13 protein-coding genes are annotated in these 15,087 nt (G+C 71.6%); 5 read left to right on the forward strand and 8 right to left on the reverse strand.

Translation table 11 applies throughout. The features are described 5' to 3' along the window. Positions 1–110: 110 nt before the first annotated feature. On the reverse strand, positions 111–1,397 hold the full coding sequence (locus tag ACTWJ8_RS03665; RefSeq protein WP_443262853.1) for a glycosyltransferase family 4 protein: 1,287 nt from the start codon (positions 1,395–1,397) through the stop codon (positions 111–113). A gap of 246 nt (positions 1,398–1,643) precedes the next feature. Here ACTWJ8_RS03665 and ACTWJ8_RS03670 point away from each other — a divergent pair, with 246 nt between their 5' ends. Both ACTWJ8_RS03670 and ACTWJ8_RS03675 read left to right on the forward strand, forming a co-directional pair. Further along, complete coding sequence (locus ACTWJ8_RS03670; protein ID WP_443264798.1) at positions 1,644–2,324, forward strand: response regulator transcription factor; 681 nt, start codon at positions 1,644–1,646, stop codon at positions 2,322–2,324. Position 2,325: 1 nt separating this feature from the next. After that, positions 2,326–3,783 (forward strand): HAMP domain-containing sensor histidine kinase, encoded by a 1,458-nt coding sequence (locus tag ACTWJ8_RS03675; protein WP_443262855.1) that lies wholly within the window; start codon positions 2,326–2,328, stop codon positions 3,781–3,783. Between the two features lie 37 nt (positions 3,784–3,820). Here ACTWJ8_RS03675 and ACTWJ8_RS03680 read toward each other — a convergent pair whose 3' ends face one another. Further along, positions 3,821–5,320, reverse strand: a complete 1,500-nt coding sequence (locus ACTWJ8_RS03680; RefSeq protein WP_443262856.1) for a glycosyltransferase — start codon at positions 5,318–5,320, stop codon at positions 3,821–3,823. A gap of 226 nt (positions 5,321–5,546) precedes the next feature. Here ACTWJ8_RS03680 and ACTWJ8_RS03685 point away from each other — a divergent pair, with 226 nt between their 5' ends. Then, positions 5,547–7,022 (forward strand): DUF6056 family protein, encoded by a 1,476-nt coding sequence (locus tag ACTWJ8_RS03685; RefSeq protein ID WP_443262858.1) that lies wholly within the window; start codon positions 5,547–5,549, stop codon positions 7,020–7,022. 6 nt (positions 7,023–7,028) lie between these two features. Here ACTWJ8_RS03685 and ACTWJ8_RS03690 read toward each other — a convergent pair whose 3' ends face one another. From ACTWJ8_RS03690 to ACTWJ8_RS03710, 5 genes are all read right to left on the reverse strand, one after another. Beyond that, a complete protein-coding gene (locus ACTWJ8_RS03690; RefSeq protein WP_443262859.1) occupies positions 7,029–7,841 on the reverse strand; it encodes an HpcH/HpaI aldolase/citrate lyase family protein in 813 nt (270 codons plus the stop codon). Then, positions 7,838–8,722, reverse strand: a complete 885-nt coding sequence (locus ACTWJ8_RS03695) for a hypothetical protein (RefSeq protein ID WP_443262860.1) — start codon at positions 8,720–8,722, stop codon at positions 7,838–7,840. The genes ACTWJ8_RS03690 and ACTWJ8_RS03695 overlap by 4 nt, the downstream gene beginning before the upstream one ends. Positions 8,723–8,776: 54 nt before the next feature. Next, positions 8,777–10,117, reverse strand: coding sequence for an MFS transporter (locus tag ACTWJ8_RS03700; protein ID WP_443262861.1), 1,341 nt, complete (start codon positions 10,115–10,117; stop codon positions 8,777–8,779). A gap of 150 nt (positions 10,118–10,267) precedes the next feature. Next, positions 10,268–11,083, reverse strand: a complete 816-nt coding sequence (locus ACTWJ8_RS03705) for an alpha/beta fold hydrolase (protein ID WP_443262862.1) — start codon at positions 11,081–11,083, stop codon at positions 10,268–10,270. A 17-nt stretch (positions 11,084–11,100) separates the two neighbouring features. Further along, positions 11,101–12,057, reverse strand: coding sequence for a LysR family transcriptional regulator (locus ACTWJ8_RS03710; protein ID WP_443262863.1), 957 nt, complete (start codon positions 12,055–12,057; stop codon positions 11,101–11,103). 152 nt (positions 12,058–12,209) lie between these two features. On the opposite strand from ACTWJ8_RS03710, the gene ACTWJ8_RS03715 reads away from it, so the two are divergent. After that, positions 12,210–13,421: a CaiB/BaiF CoA transferase family protein gene (locus tag ACTWJ8_RS03715; protein WP_443262864.1), complete on the forward strand. Its 1,212-nt coding sequence runs from the start codon at positions 12,210–12,212 to the stop codon at positions 13,419–13,421. A 51-nt stretch (positions 13,422–13,472) separates the two neighbouring features. After that, on the forward strand, positions 13,473–14,642 hold the full coding sequence (locus ACTWJ8_RS03720; RefSeq protein WP_443262865.1) for an acyl-CoA dehydrogenase family protein: 1,170 nt from the start codon (positions 13,473–13,475) through the stop codon (positions 14,640–14,642). Here ACTWJ8_RS03720 and ACTWJ8_RS03725 read toward each other — a convergent pair. After that, entirely contained in the window at positions 14,617–14,994 is a 378-nt protein-coding gene (locus ACTWJ8_RS03725) for a hypothetical protein (RefSeq protein ID WP_356380122.1), read from the reverse strand. The genes ACTWJ8_RS03720 and ACTWJ8_RS03725 overlap by 26 nt on opposite strands. Between the last annotated feature and the right edge of the window lie 93 nt (positions 14,995–15,087).

The raw sequence follows: 15,087 nt of genomic DNA on the forward strand, positions 1-15,087 counted from the left end.
CGGATGGTGGGCCGCCACCGACAGTCGGCCCACCACCCGTCCCTCGGGAGCTCGCCCCACCGGCACGCGGGGGAGGGCGGCCACAGTGGGGCGAGCGGATCGGGAAGGACTCAGGGGAGCCGGGGGCGGGCGGTGCCGGGAGCGGCGGTGCGGCGCCGGCCACTGTGGGACACATCACGCACCGAACGTGTCTTGCGCTGCGTCCAGTTGGCCGTACGGGCCGCGAAGCGCCGCCAGGCACGGCGGTGCCGGGTGGTCCGCAGGTCGTGGAAGAGGGTGTCGTAGCGGGCCACGACGGGTTCGGGGTCGTAGCGGTGCGCCGAGTCGAGGGCGGCGGCGCTCATCTCCTTGCGGGCCGCCTCGTCGTCGATCAGGTCCAGCATCGCGGCCGCGAGCGCGAACGCGTCGCCGACCGGGACGAGCCGGCCGTCGACGCCGTCCGTGATGATCTCGCCGGGCCCGAGCGGCGCGTCCGTGCTGACGACGGGGACACCGCAGCGCATCGCCTCGATGAGCGTCATCCCGAACGACTCGGCGTCGGACGCGCTGACCACGAGCGAGGCCCGCGCGAACTCCGGCTCGATCGGCGCGACCGCGCCCATCAGCCGGGCCCTGCCCTCGAGCCCGAGCCCCGCGACCATGTCCCGCAGCCGCTGTTCCTCGGCCCCGGCGCCGTAGATCCGCAGCTGCCAGTCGGGCGCCTGCGCGGACACCGCGGCAAAGGCCTCCAGAAGCAGGTCGAACCGCTTGCCCGGCGCGAGTCGGCCCGCCGCCGCGATCACCTTCGACGTGCCGTCCGACGCCGGCACGGGCACCGCGGGCACGATGTTCGGTACGCACCTCACGTCGACACCCGGCAGCGGCATCTTCGCCCGGTACACCGCGGCGTCCGCCTCGGTCATCGTCACCACCGCGTCGAGCGCCCGGTAGTGACGGCGCAGCACGGCCCGCAGCTTCTTGCCGTGCGCGTCGTGCCGCAGATGTTCCTGCGCGATCCGCAGCGCCCGCTTCGGCCCCCACAGCGACAGGTAGACATTGATGCCGGGTCGGGTGCCGATGACGACATCCGCGTCGCACTGCTCCTCCAGGTACGCGCGCACGCGCTGATCGTGCAGGAGCGTGTACTGCTTGTGGCGCTTCTCGGCGGCCGGGAAGTCCCGCGCGGGCTCGGCGTACGCGGCGAGCCGGACGTCGTCACTGTCGGCGCGGGTGTCCACCAGCGGTACGAGGGTGATCCGGGGGTCGACCGCGAAGCGGGGGTTCCTCCGGTGCCGGGACATGGAGACGATCTCCACCTCGTGGCCGCCCTGCTCGACGAGCGCGGCGGCGAGGTTGAGTGTCGTGCGCACCGTGCCGCCGATGGCGTACGCGTTGTGCAGCAGGAACGCGATCTTCATGTGCCCGTGCCCTTCTCGGCGGGCGCACCGTGCGAGGCCCCGCCGTTCTCGATATCCCTCGATATCGGTGAACAGCGTGCGGTTCGCGGGTAAGGGCGCGGCCGGTCGCCGGTGAGAGGCGGGTAAGAAGCACTCCGGTCGGCGGTCGAGCGGTCGATCGGGGCGGACCCGGCAGGCAGACTGGGACATGTGTCGCAACCAGCCGCCTCCTCCGCCGCCCACAGGTCCGCCGCGTCCGCCCACACGGTGCTGCTCGCCGAGGACGACCGCGCGATCCGGCACGCGCTGGAACGCGCCCTGACGCTGGAGGGCTACACCGTCACCGCCGTCGCCGACGGGGTCGAGGCGCTCGCCGCGGCCCACCGCGAGCGTCCCGACATCCTGGTCCTGGACGTGATGATGCCCGGCATCGACGGCCTGCAGGTCTGCCGTGTGCTGCGCGCCGAGGGCGACCGCACACCGATCCTGATGCTCACGGCCCTCGTCGAGACACCGGACCGCATCGCGGGGCTCGACGCCGGGGCCGACGACTACGTGGCCAAGCCCTTCGACGTCGAGGAGGTCTTCGCCCGGCTGCGCGCACTGCTGCGCCGCACCTCCCCCGAGGACCCCGAGGCCGCCGACAGCCACCAGATCACCGCCGCCGACCTGCGCATCGACCCGGCGGCCCGGCGCGCCTGGCGCGGCACCCGGGAACTCGAACTCACCCGCACCGAGTTCGACCTCCTCGAACTCCTCGCCCGCAACAGCGGCATCGTCCTCGACCACACCACCATCTACGACCGCATCTGGGGCTACGACTTCGGCCCCGGGTCCAAGAACCTCGCCGTGTACGTCGGCTATCTGCGCCGCAAGGTCGACGACCCCGAGGGCCCCTCCCTCATCCACACCGTCCGGGGCGTCGGTTACGTCCTGCGGGAGGCGTGAGGTGCGAGGCACCAAGGACGCCGACCCGTCCTCTCCGCCGGAGCGGGCGCGCCCCGGCGGACGGCGGGCGCGCAGCCTGCGCACGACGCTCGCCATCGCGTTCGCCCTCGTCGCGGCCGGTGTCACCGCGCTGGTCGGTGTGCTGTCCTACGACTCGGCGGCCCGGCTCGTCCGCGTCGACCAGGAGGCGGTCTTCGACGAGGTGGTGCACGACCTGCGCTCCCAGGTCCGTCAGCAGACGCTGACGCCAGAGGACTTCACCTCCGCCGACCCGGACCACGACGGTCCGCGCGACGACCTCACCCGTCCGGTGGGCACCGATGTCCAGGTGCTCGGCCCCGGCGGCACCGTGATCGACAAGGGCAGTCCCCCGCTGCCGGTCGGCGCCGATGCCCGCCGCACCGCCGACGACGACACGGCGGGCTCCCACGTCGAGGACGACGACGTGGCGGTCGGCGACGACGAGTACCGGATGGCGACGGTCGCGCTCGGCGACGGTCGCGGCGCGGTGCAGGTGGCGCAGGAGTTCAGTGACACCGAGGATCTGCTGCGGGAGCTCCAGAAGCGGACGCTGCTGTTCGCGGCGGCCGTCGTGGTCGCGGCCGGCATCTTCGGATGGTGGCTGGCGCGGCGCATCACCTCGCGGCTCGTGCGGCTCGCGGAGACGGCCGAGCGGGTCGCGTCGACGGGGCGCCTCGATGTCGCGGTGCCGGTGACGGGCGGCGACGAGGTGGCCAGCCTCGGGCGATCGTTCGACCGGATGCTGGGGCGGCTCGCCCGCTCCAAGGACGACCAGCGGCGCCTGGCGCAGGACGCGGGGCACGAGCTGCGCACGCCACTGACCTCGCTGCGTACGAACATCTCCCTGCTGCACCGCATCGACGAGCTGCCGCCCGCGTCCCGCGCCGAGCTGGTCGCCGACCTCACGGACGAGTCCCGCGAACTCACCGACCTGGTCAACGAGTTGGTGAACCTGGCGGCGGGCCATCAGGACGACGAGTCACCGGTCGAGGTGTCGCTCGCGGAGGTCGCGGAGGACGTCGCGGTCCTGGCACGGCGCCGCACCGGCCGCACGATCACGGTGCGCGCGGAGCCCGACACCACCATCACGGGCCGCCCCTCGCAGCTCCAGCGGGCGCTGTCCAACCTGGTCGAGAACGCCGCCAAGTTCGACGCCGAGGGCACCGAACCCATCGAGATCGCCGTCACCCGCATCCCGGGCTCCGGCGTCCGCGTCGAGGTCCTCGACCGGGGCCCCGGCCTCGACGAGGTCGACACGGAACGCATCTTCGACCGCTTCTACCGCGCCCCCGCCGCCCGCAGCCGCACCGGCTCGGGCCTCGGCCTCTCCATCGTCCGCGAGGTGGCGGCGGCCCACGCGGGCGTCCCGTTCGCGGCACGCCGGGACGGGGGCGGAGCGGTGATCGGGTTCACGGCGCGGGAGGCGATGTCGGACTGAGGGCGGGCCCCAGGGGGCGTCCGGCCGTCCGTCGGCGTCACAGACTCTGGTGTTCCTTCAGCCGGAGCGGATCTGCGGAGCCGACCGCCACCGGTACCCGGTTGGGCTCCGACTGTTGCTGCTGCGGCTGCTGGGTGTGCGCGCTGCCCGAGTGGATGGCCCAGCGGGCGATCAGGAACGAGAACGGTGTCACGAGGATGCCCGCGACCAGCGCGGTGACGTTCTTGTCCGTGCCCAGGGCGTGCACGCCGAGGAAGAGCAGCGCGCCACTGCACACCATGTTGACGAGGCTCGACAGCGGGAAGCGGAAGAAGCCCTGCCAGGTCGGCCTGGTGCGGTACGTGATGCAGCTGTTCAGCAGGAAGGAGCCGACGACGCTCACCATGAATCCGATGACGTGGGCGATCAAATACGGGATCCAGCGGTTGAGCGACACGTACACGGCCATATACACGGCCGTATTCACGACTCCGATCAGGCCGAAGACGACGAACTGCTTCATGGTGCGCAGTCCGGACGTTCGCCGAACGGACTCCTTCGGCCGCACGATCGTATCGACGGTGAGGGGAACTTCATTTCCCTGTGCCGGTACCGAACCGGCGCGCAGTGCGTTCTCCTCCGTCTCGCGCACCACATACGGCGGGCGGTGCTTTGTCTCTCCGTAGATCCGGCCGACGTATTCGCCGATGACGCCGAGCGTGGCGAGCTGGATTCCGCCGAGGGCGACAATGGCGATCAACAGGGTCGCGAATCCGGGAACGTCCACGCCGTGCACGACGACATTGACGGCGATCCACAACGCGTAAGCGAACGCCGCGAAGGCGAGAGCGAGGCCGGCATAGATCACCAAGCGAAGCGGGCGGCTGTTGAAGGAGATCAGTCCGTCGATCCCGTAGTTGAGAAGGCGCCTGCCGCCCCATTTCGACCGGCCGGCCGCCCGGTTGACGTTGTGGTATGTGAAGCTGACGGTGTCGAAGCCGATCCAGGAGAAGATGCCCTTGGAGAAGCGGTTGGCTTCGGGAAGGGCGAGGACCGCTTCGACCGCGCGCCGCGAGAGCAGCCGGAAGTCCCCCTCCCCGTCGACGACATCGACGTCCATGCAGCGGCCCATGGCCTGGTAGTACGCCGAGCTGACGGTCCTGCGCAGCAGGCCCTCGCCCGACCGGTCGCGGCGGGCGACGACCTGGTCGTAGCCGTGCCGGCGCAGTTCCAGCATCCGGTACAGGAGTCCCGGCGGATGCTGGAGGTCGGCGTCCATGAGGGCCACGGCCTCGCCGCGCGACATGCGGAGTCCGGCGAGCATGGCCGCTTCCTTGCCGAAATTGCGGCTGAACGACGTATAGCGAACGCGCTTGTCATCGGCGGCGAGCGCACGAAGTCGGTATCGCGTGCTGTCGCGGCTTCCGTCGTCGACGTAGCAGATCTCGAAGGAGCGCCCCGTGCCTTCCAGGACTTCCATCAACGCACAGTGAAATGTGTTGATCACTTCTTCCTCATTGAAGCACGGCACGACAACCGAGATCTGGCACGCTTCCATTCGGTTCCCCAGCAGGTGTGTGTCCAGCAATTTCGACTACGGCCACCACCATGACGCATCAGGTCAAGACAACGGTAAGAACGTCGGGCCGGACGCGCCGACGAGCCCCCGTGCCGGGTTATGTTTCGATCAGGCAGACGAGCGGACCTCTCGTCGGCCGCTCGTCATCCGTCGGTCCGTGGCGGGAAATATTCTTTCCCGACACTTCAGGGGAAGGGGGCAGCCTGTGGTGCACGCACCGGAGAAGGCTGTCAGTGACCAGCACACCGGTGTCGCTCCGGAAGCGCGGAAGGCGTGGTGGAGGACCACCGCACCGCTGGGGCTGCTCTCGCTCCTGCCGATCGCCGTGCTCGTCTTCGCGGCCTGGAACTCCCGGTGGGTGCGCACGGGCGGCGACGACTGGTGCTTCCTGCCAGTGGTCCACGACGGCGGACTGCCCGCCATGGTCGAGAAGTTCTACCTGCGGGACAACGGACGGATCGTCAACGCCGTGCTGGTGTGGGCGTACGCACGTTTCGGTGAAGCGGGCCAGCAGTGGTTCGCGCCGGTCACGGGCGCGCTCGTGCTGGTCCTGATGTGGGTGTTCGCCCTCGCCGTGCTGCGCGCCGCGAAGGTGCGGGCGCCGCGTGGTGTGCCGTTGCTCGTGGCCTCGATGGTGACGGCGCTGTTCCTCTTCGGCTCGCCCAACACGTACAAGACGTTCTACTGGCCCGCGGCCTCCGTCTCGCACACCCTGCCGCCGGTGTTCGCCTGCGTGGCGGCCGTCCCGGTGCTGCTCGCGGGGTCGCGGCGCGGGAAGTACCTCGCGCTCGCCGTGGTCGTCGTCGCCGGGGTGTCGCTCGGGCTGCTGTCGGAGGAGACCAGCGTGGTCGTCGCGACCGTGCTCGGGTGCGCCCTGCTGGTGAGCGGGCGGGTCTTCCCCGAGGCGCGGCGGCGCTTCCTGCGCGTGTGTTGCGCGGCGGGGATCGTGAGCGTCGTGCTCGGCACGCTGATCCTGTACACCTCCCCCGGTGCCACGCGCCGCCGAGAGCGCAAGCACGCGTCGACGATGTTCACCTCGGACTCGCTGCTGGGCGCCCTGCACGGCTTCGCCGAGATCGCCGTGACGCTGCTGACGACCTGGTGGTACCTGGGGGCGGTCGTGGTGGGTGTCGTCGTGGGGCTGATGTCTCCCGGCCCGCGCGGTGGTGTCTCGCCGGTCAGGAAGTACGCGCCGCTGCTCGCCGCCGGTGTCGTCGCGCTGGGGGTCTCCGGGTTCCTGTGCACGGTCATCACGTATCCGGTGTTCAAGGAGTACGTGGTGTCGTCGACCCGCCTGTGGAACGACTATCTGCTGCTCTACCTGCTGCTGCTCGTGTTCGCCGGCGGCCTGCTCGGACACGCGGCGCGCGGCTGGGTGCGGCGGCCCGTGCCGGTGCTCGCCGCCGGTGGTGTGCTGTACGCCGTCGTGTGCGTCGCGCTGACGGTGTCCCTCGCGGGCCTCGCCACCACCATGCAGGCGCACGCCCGCGACTGGGACCGTCAGGACGCCTGGATGCGGGGCCAGGCCGCAGCGGGCGCCCAGGTGCTGCCGTACAAGCGGCTTCCGCAGAGCAAGATGACCGAGCCGTTCCGGCACGGCGGCAAGGCGAAGTGGCCCGCGTCCTGCATCGCCACGTACTACGGTGTCGACCACATCGTGCAGGGCCACAAGCTGCCGTAGGTGGTGTCAGCGGGCCTCCTGGGCCAGGATGCGGCGGGCGCGTTCCAGGACGGGCCTGTCGACCATCTGGCCGTCGACGGTGGTGACGGTGTCCCCGGCGTCGAGCACCGAGCGCGCCCAGGCCAGTTCGGCCTCGCTGGGCGCGAATCCGTCCGTCACGTACGGCAGTTGGGTGGGGTGGACGCACAGCTTGCCGGTGAAGCCGAGGCGGCGGCCGTGCGCGACGTCGGCCGTGAGCGTGTCCGTGTCCCGTACGGCCGTGGTGACACCGTCGACCGGCGGGCAGAGCCCCGCGGCGGCCGAGGCGAGGACCACCTGGGAGCGGGCATGGGTCAGCGCCAGGTGGTCGTCCGGCGCGACACCGAGGTCGGCGGCGAGGTCGACGTTGCCGAAGGCGAGCCGTACGACGCCCGGCGCCCCGGCCACCTCGGGCGCGCGCAGCACACCCCGGGCGGTCTCGATCAGCGCGACGAGCGGGCAACGGCCTGCCGTGCGCGCGGCCAGCTCCGAAAGGACCGCCGGATCATCGGACTTGGGCACCATCACCGGGCAGCCGTGCTCGGCCGCCACGGCGAGATCGGCCTCGGCCCACGGTGTGCCCGGCGCGTTGATCCGTACGACGGGCCGGTGCCCCGCCTCCAGCCAGGCGGCGACGTGGGCGCGGGCCGCATCCTTGTCCGCGGGCGCCACCGCGTCCTCCAGGTCGACGATCACCTGGTCCGCGCCGGACGCGTGCGCCTTGGCGTAGCGGTCGGGGCGGTCGCCCGGCACGAACAGGAAGGTACGGGCGGCCGCGAGAGCCGCGCGGGGGCCGGTCATGCGAAGGTCACCCCCGCGCTCGCGTGCCGCTCCTCGCGGTGCGTGGCCACGCCGAGTCGCGCGCCCTGCCCTTCGTCCGTCGGGGCGCCGGTGGCCAGCAGGTGTTCACCGGCGAAGACGGGGCGGTGCAGCCGGTAGGACAGCGAACGCACCTGCCGTTCGGGCGCGTTGCGGCGCACCAGGTCGAGCATCAGGAGCGCGAGCAGCGGGCCGTGAACGACGAGTCCGGGGTAACCCTCGACGTCGCGGCAGTACGGGGCGTCGTAGTGGATGCGGTGGGCGTTGGCGGTCAGGGCGCTGATCCGGAACAGCAGCCGCTCGTCCGGCTGTGCCGCGATCGTCCAGGGCGCCTCGGAGTGCGGGAGTGCCGTGGTGTCGAGGGTGGCGGGGTGTGCCGCCGCTGCGCTGCGCCCGGAGCGGTAGACGATGTCCTGTTCCTCGACGAGGCGGGTGCGGCCCGACTGGCGGAACTCGCGGCGTTCGGTGACGAAGAGCAGTTCGCCGCTGCGTCCTGTCTTGGGTGTCACGGACGCGAGACTGCACACGCGCTCGGCGGGCTCGCCCAGGCGCAGCGGCTCCTCGACCCGCACCCGGCCGCCGGCGAACATGCGCTGCCGTTCCGGGATCGGGGGCAGGAAGCGGGCGTCGGCGAGGTGGCCGTCAGGGCCCAGTTCGCTTTGTCCCGGCCACTCCAGGAAATACAGCCACTGCCACAGCGGGGGCAGCGGGTCGCCCGCCCTCGCCGCCGGTTCGGGCAGATCGAGGACGGCGGAGAGGGCGGCCGCGGGGCCCGGCGGCAGGGCGTCCTCGTCGGTGGTGGCGGCGGGCGCCCAGGACTCCACGCAGGAGGCGAGGGACGGGGTGGACGCGGCGGGTTCCATGCTGGTGTGTGCCTTCCTTCTACGGGCGCCGTGAAGTCACGAGGTGCCGTGGTGTCACGCGTGGGCCGTGGGCGCGGTCTCGGTCCGTGCGGTCGTGGTGGTCTCCAGGTGGGAGTCGCGGGACGGCTCGCGCACCAGGATGGTGGCGAGGAGCGTCAGGGCGACACACCCGGTGACGTACCAGAAGAACACGGTCTCGTGCCCGTTCTGCTTGAGGGCGAGGGCGACCGGCTCGGTGAGTCCGCCGAACGTGGCGGTGACCAGGGCGTGCGGGAGGCCGACGCCCAGGGCGCGTACCTTCGTCGGGAACATCTCGGCCTTCACGATGGCGGCGAGCGCCGAGTACCCGGTGACGAACGCGAGGGCGAGGGTCATCAGGAGGAACGCGACCCACGGGTTGCTCGTGTGTCCGAGGAACGTCATGACCGGGACGGTGAGCACCATGCAGCCGATGGAGAAGCCGAACATGACGGGGCGCCGGCCCACCCGGTCGGACAGCGCGCCGACGAGCGGCTGGAGCAGCATGTAGACGAAGAGCGCGGCGAACCCGATGACCGTGACGGTCGACTTGGGGATGCCGGCGGTGTTCACCAGGTACTTCTGCAGGTACGTGGTGTACGTGTAGAAGGCGACGGTGCCGCCGATGGCGAGGCCGAACACGGCGAGGAGCTGGCGCGGGTACTCCTTGAACAGGGCGACGAGTCCCTTGCGTTCGCCGTCGGTGGCGCGGGCCCGCTCCTTCTGGAAGTGCTCGGACTCCTCCATGGTGCGCCGCAGGTACATGACGGTGAGTCCGGCGACCGCGCCGACGACGAAGGGGACGCGCCAGCCCCAGTCGGCGAGTTGGGCCTCGGTGAGCACGTTCTGGAGGACGATCGCGACGAGCAGCGCGCTGAGCTGGCCGAGCACGATGGACACGTACTGGAAGCTGGAGTAGAAGCCGCGGCGTCCCGGCGGTGCCACCTCGGAGAGGTAGGAGGCGCTGGAGCCGAACTCGCCGCCGACGGACAGACCCTGGGCGAGCCGGGCGACGACGAGGAGGACGGGCGCCCACAGGCCGATGACGTCGTGTCCCGGCGACAGGGCGATGACCAGCGATCCGGCGCTCATCAGGAGCACGGACAGGGTGAGCGCCCGGCGCCGCCCGAACCGGTCGGCGTACGCGCCGAGCAGCCAGCCGCCGAGCGGGCGCATCAGGAAGCCGACGGCGAACACCACGGCGGTGGACAGGAGTTGGGCGGTCTGGCTGCCCTCGGGGAAGAACACGGGCGCGAAGTAGACACTGAAGGTGGCGTAGGCGAACCAGTCGTACCACTCGATGAGGTTGCCCAGACATCCGCGCACGACGTTGGCGGTGACCCGGGAGGGCGGGTCGGGGATCGGCGTATGGCTCATCGTGGCGTCTCCGTACTCAGGGCTCGATACGAGGTGGTCGGGCGGCTCAGAACGCCACTCATCATGAGTGCTGATGAGGGATGCGGAACAATAGAAATCCGTGATGCGACCATGCCTCGGCAGCATGGCGGCCGCCCACGCCCCGCCCTCTCACATCGGGGCCCCCTTGAGGAAGTTCAGGACCATCGCCCCGGCCTCTTCTCGACACTCCTCGAAGTACGCGTGGCGCGCGCCGGGGAAGAGCCGCGTCGTCGCGTCGGGGATCCGGGAAGCGAGCAGCGGCACGTTGTCGGGCGGGGTGAGCCGGTCCTCGTCGCCGTGCAGGATGAGGGTGGGCGCCATGATGTGCGGCAGCGCGTCCCACGCGTCGTGCCCGCTGCTCGCACGGAGGTGGCCGCGGCGGGCGTGCGGCGGCATGTCGGGGTCGCCGAGCGTGCCGTACGGGCCGGGGTGGGCGGCGCGCCAGGCGGGTGTGTACATGAGGTCGGTCAGCGCCTCCTGCGCGGCGCCCGGTTCGGTGCTCGCCAGCGCGCGGCGCACGTCCCCGTCGCGCTCGACCGCGTACGGCCCACCGGGGGACGTGCAGCCGAGGACGAGGCGCCGGATCCTCCCGGGGTAGCGCGCGGCGGCCCACTGCGCCACCCGTCCGCCCATGGAGGTGCCGTACACGTCGGCGCGCTCGATGCCCAGGGCGTCGAGGACCCTCATCACGTCGTCGGCGAACTGCCATGTGGCATAGCCCTCCTGGGCCTCGGGGCTCCCGCTGGCGCCCGTGCCCCGGTAGTCGACGGTGATGGTGCGGCGGGCCGGGTGGAAGTCGTCCCGGACGGAGTCCCACCAGTGGTGGTTGTTGGCCTGTCCGGCGAGCAGGACGAGCGGGTGGCCTGTGCCGCGCGTCTGGTAGGCGAGGACGGTGCCGTCCGCGGCCGTGGTGGTGGCTTCTTCGGTGTGCACGTTCTCACTCATCCCTTGTTTCTCGCTTCTCATTCGTCGGCGCCGCCCTCGTCCTCCGTCTCGGGCAGTCGCGCCGACGGCCACCCACCGCTTTCCACCGCGGCGCGCACCTGACGCACCAGTTCCCGCGCGACGACGGCGACGGCCGGAGGGGTGCGTCCGGTACGTGGTGTACCGAGGACGATGGAGCGCCAGGCGATGGGCTCGCACAGCGGGGCGGCGCTGAGGGTACCGGCCGCGACGTCCTCGGCGAGTCCCACACCTGGCAGCACCGTCCAGCCGTGCCCGGCGCGCGCGAGCTGCTTCTGCACGGGCATCGAGTTGGTCTGCGCCGCCACCTCGATGCGGGCTCCGGCGCGGGCCGCCGCCGACTCGATGAGCGAGCGCAGCGCGTGCCCCGACGTCGGCATCACCAGCGGGCGCGCCGCCGCCTCCGCGAACGGCACGGGTTTGTCGGCGCTGAGCCCTGCCGACGGCGGCGCCGCCACCCACAGCCGCTCCCGCACCAGGGGCCGTACGTTGAGGGAGGGCGCGCGGTCGAGGTTGTAGAGCAGGGACAGGTCGAGGTCGCCGTCGTCGAGCCACTGCTGGAGGTGGCCCGAGTAGGCGGTCATCACCCGCAGCCGCACGCCCGGGTGGGCCTCGCGCATCGCCGTGACCAGGGGTTCGGCGAGGAGTTCGAGCGTGCTCTCCAGGAGGCCGACGGTCACGATGCCGGACACCTCGCCGGGCGTCGGCCGCACCTCGGCGCGGGCCCGCTCCAGCTCGTGCAGCGCGCGCCGGGCCCGCTCGACGACGACCGCCCCCGCCTCGGTGGGCCGCATGCCCTGGCGGGTCCGCTCGAAGAGCGGTACGCCCAGCTCCTCCTCCAGGGTGCGGATCTGGCGGGTGACGGCGGGCTGCACGAGGTGCAGCACCGTCGCGGCGCGCGTCACGCTGCCCACCTCCGCGACCGTCACCAGCGCCTTGAGCTGCTTGATGTCCATCCGCCCGCCCCTCCCCTGCCATCCGCGCCACGCATGGCGCCATCAACACTTGCTATTTCCCGAGCCCTGCCATGAAGACCCATGATGTCAGTGGCCGCGAGGCAGCCCGCCGCCGGCCACCCCGCGCACGCCCCGCCCCTGGAGGTCACCGCATGACCGGGACGCCCGAGCCCGCCACCGCGCCGCCCGCCCCGCTGGCCGGGATCACCGTCGTCAGCCTCGAACAGGCCGTGGCCGCCCCCTACGCCACCCGCCAACTGGCCGACCTCGGCGCCCGCGTCATCAAGGTGGAGCGCCCCGACGGCGGTGACTTCGCCCGCCGCTACGACACCACGGTGCACGGCGAGTCCAGCTATTTCGTCTGGCTCAACCGCGGCAAGGAGTCGCTGACCCTCGACGTAAAGTCAAGCGAAGGGCGTGCACTGCTCGACGAACTCCTCGCGGACGCCGACGTGTTCGTGCAGAACCTCGGTCCTGGCGCCGCCGCCCGCCTCGGCCTGGACGCCGCCGCGCTGGCGGAGCGGCACCCGCGCCTGATCGCGTGCACCGTCTCCGGCTACGGCACCAGCGGCCCGTGGGCCGACCGCAAGGCGTACGACATGCTGGTGCAGTGCCAGACCGGTCTGGTCTCGCTCACCGGCACCGCGGAGGAGACGGCCCGGGTGGGTGTGTCGATAGCCGACATCGCGGCGGGGATGTACGCGTACACGGGCATCCTCACCGCCCTGTTCACCCGCGCGACCACGGGCGTCGCGCGCGCCGTGGAGGTGTCGCTGTTCGAGGCGCTCGCCGAGTGGATGGGCCAGCCCGCCAACTACACCCGCTACGGCGGTTCCCAGCCGCCGCGCATCGGCACCCAGCACGCCACCATCGCCCCGTACGGCGCGTACACCGCGCGCGACGGGAAACAGATCCTGCTCTCCGTGCAGAACGAGCGCGAGTGGCGCGCCCTGTGCGCGCGGTTCCTGATGCGTCCAGAGCTTGCCGACGATCCCCGGTTCGCGAGCGGGTCCGCGCGCGTCACCCACCGCGACGCCCTGAACGTCGTCATCGCAGAACGCTTCCGCGAGATCGACGGCGCGGCGGCGGCCGAGGCGCTCGACGCGGCGGGCATCGCCAACGCCGGGGTCAACGACGTCGCCGCGTTCCTCGACCACCCCGTGCTCGCGGGCCGCGACCGCTGGCGCGAGATCGACACACCGGGCGGCCCCGCGCACGCGCTGCGGCCCCCGGTTGATCTGGCCGGAATCACCCCCCTGATGGGCCCGGTCCCGGCCCTCGGCGAGCACACCGAACGGATCCTGAAGGAACGCGGACGCACCCCCGAGCAGATCGCGGAGCTGCGCGCGGCCCGCGCGGTCTGACCCCGCCACCCGACACCACGAGACGACAGCAGCAAGCAGAGGAGAACGCCCGTGAGCACCCTGGACGCCCTGGACGGCGACGAACGGTTCGTCGTCGAGACCGTGCGCGACTTCGTCGACAAGCACGTCAAGCCCGTCGTACAGGAGTTGGAGCACGCCAACACCTATCCCGAGGCCCTCATCGAACAGATGAAGGACATGGGCATCTACGGACTCGCCGTCCCGGAGGAGTTCGGAGGCACCCCGGTCTCCATGCCCGCCTACGTTCTGATCACCGAGGAGCTGGCGCGCGGCTGGATGAGCCTCGCGGGCGCGATGGGCGGCCACACCGTCGTCGCCAAGCTGCTCACCCTGTACGGCACGGAGGAGCAGAAGGCCGCGTATCTGCCGCGGATGGCGACCGGCGAGCTGCGCGCGACCATGGCGCTCACCGAACCGGGCGGCGGCAGCGACCTCCAGGCCATGCGCACCACGGCCCGCCGCCAGGACGACGGCACGTACGTCGTCAACGGCTCGAAGACGTGGATCACGAACTCCCGCCGCTCCGGGCTGATCGCACTGCTGTGCAAGACCGATCCGGACGCGACGCCCACGCACCGGGGCATCTCAATCCTCCTCGTGGAGCACGGTCCCGGCCTGACGGTCTCCCGCGATCTGCCGAAGCTGGGCTACAAGGGCGTGGAGAGCTGCGAACTGGCCTTCGACGGGTACGTCGCGGGCGCCGACTCCGTGCTCGGCGCCACGGAGGGCAAGGGGTTCGGGCAGATGATGAAGGGCCTGGAGACCGGCAGGCTCCAGGTGGCCTCGCGCGCGCTCGGCGTCGGCCGCGCCGCCCTGGAGGACTCACTGGCGTACGCGCAGGAACGGGAGTCGTTCGGCAAGCCGATCTGGCAGCACCAGGCGATCGGCCACTACCTGGCCGACATGGCCACCAAGCTCACGGCGGCCCGGCAACTGACCCTGCACGCGGCCCGTGAGTACGACGCGGGCCGGCGGGTCGACATGGAGGCCGGGATGGCGAAGCTGTACGCGTCCGAGACGGCGATGGAGATCGCGCTCAACGCCGTGCGGATCCACGGCGGGTACGGCTACTCCACCGAGTACGACGTGGAACGTTACTTCCGCGACGCGCCGCTGATGATCGTCGGCGAGGGCACGAACGAGATCCAGCGGAACGTGATCGCGGCGCAGCTCGTCAAGCGAGGGGGCCTGGACGCGTGAGCGGCGCCCAGGTGTAACGCACGCGCACGCCGTGGTCCTGGAGCCAGGCGGTCTCGCGATGCCGGAGTTCGTGCGCGGACTCCGGCGCGATCGCGCTCGGCCAGCGGACGAGGACCGCGGCGACGTCACCGGTCTGCACCAGCTGACGCACCCGCCGCCAGCCTCTGCGGCGGGCCGGATCGGGCTCGCCGTAGGTGTCGGTGACGACCTCGGCGATGGTCAGACCGCGCTCCTGCGCGAACGCCTGGCCTTCGGTCTGCGCGCACTGCGTGGCCGCCCCGGACGCGCCCGGGGCCCGGTCGGCACAGACGTACAAGACGGCGGGAGAAGCGGTTTCGCCGTGGGGGGTCATGGGCGCCTCCTGTGAATGGATCGAGGAGAATGGATTCCTCGCCGCGTGTGGGGTGAAGGAGCGCGGCCGTGCGGCGCGGGCCGGCTCCCGGGA

This window comes from Streptomyces sp. SDT5-1 (genome assembly GCF_052245995.1).
In the GTDB taxonomy this organism is placed as follows: Bacteria; Actinomycetota; Actinomycetes; order Streptomycetales; family Streptomycetaceae; genus Streptomyces.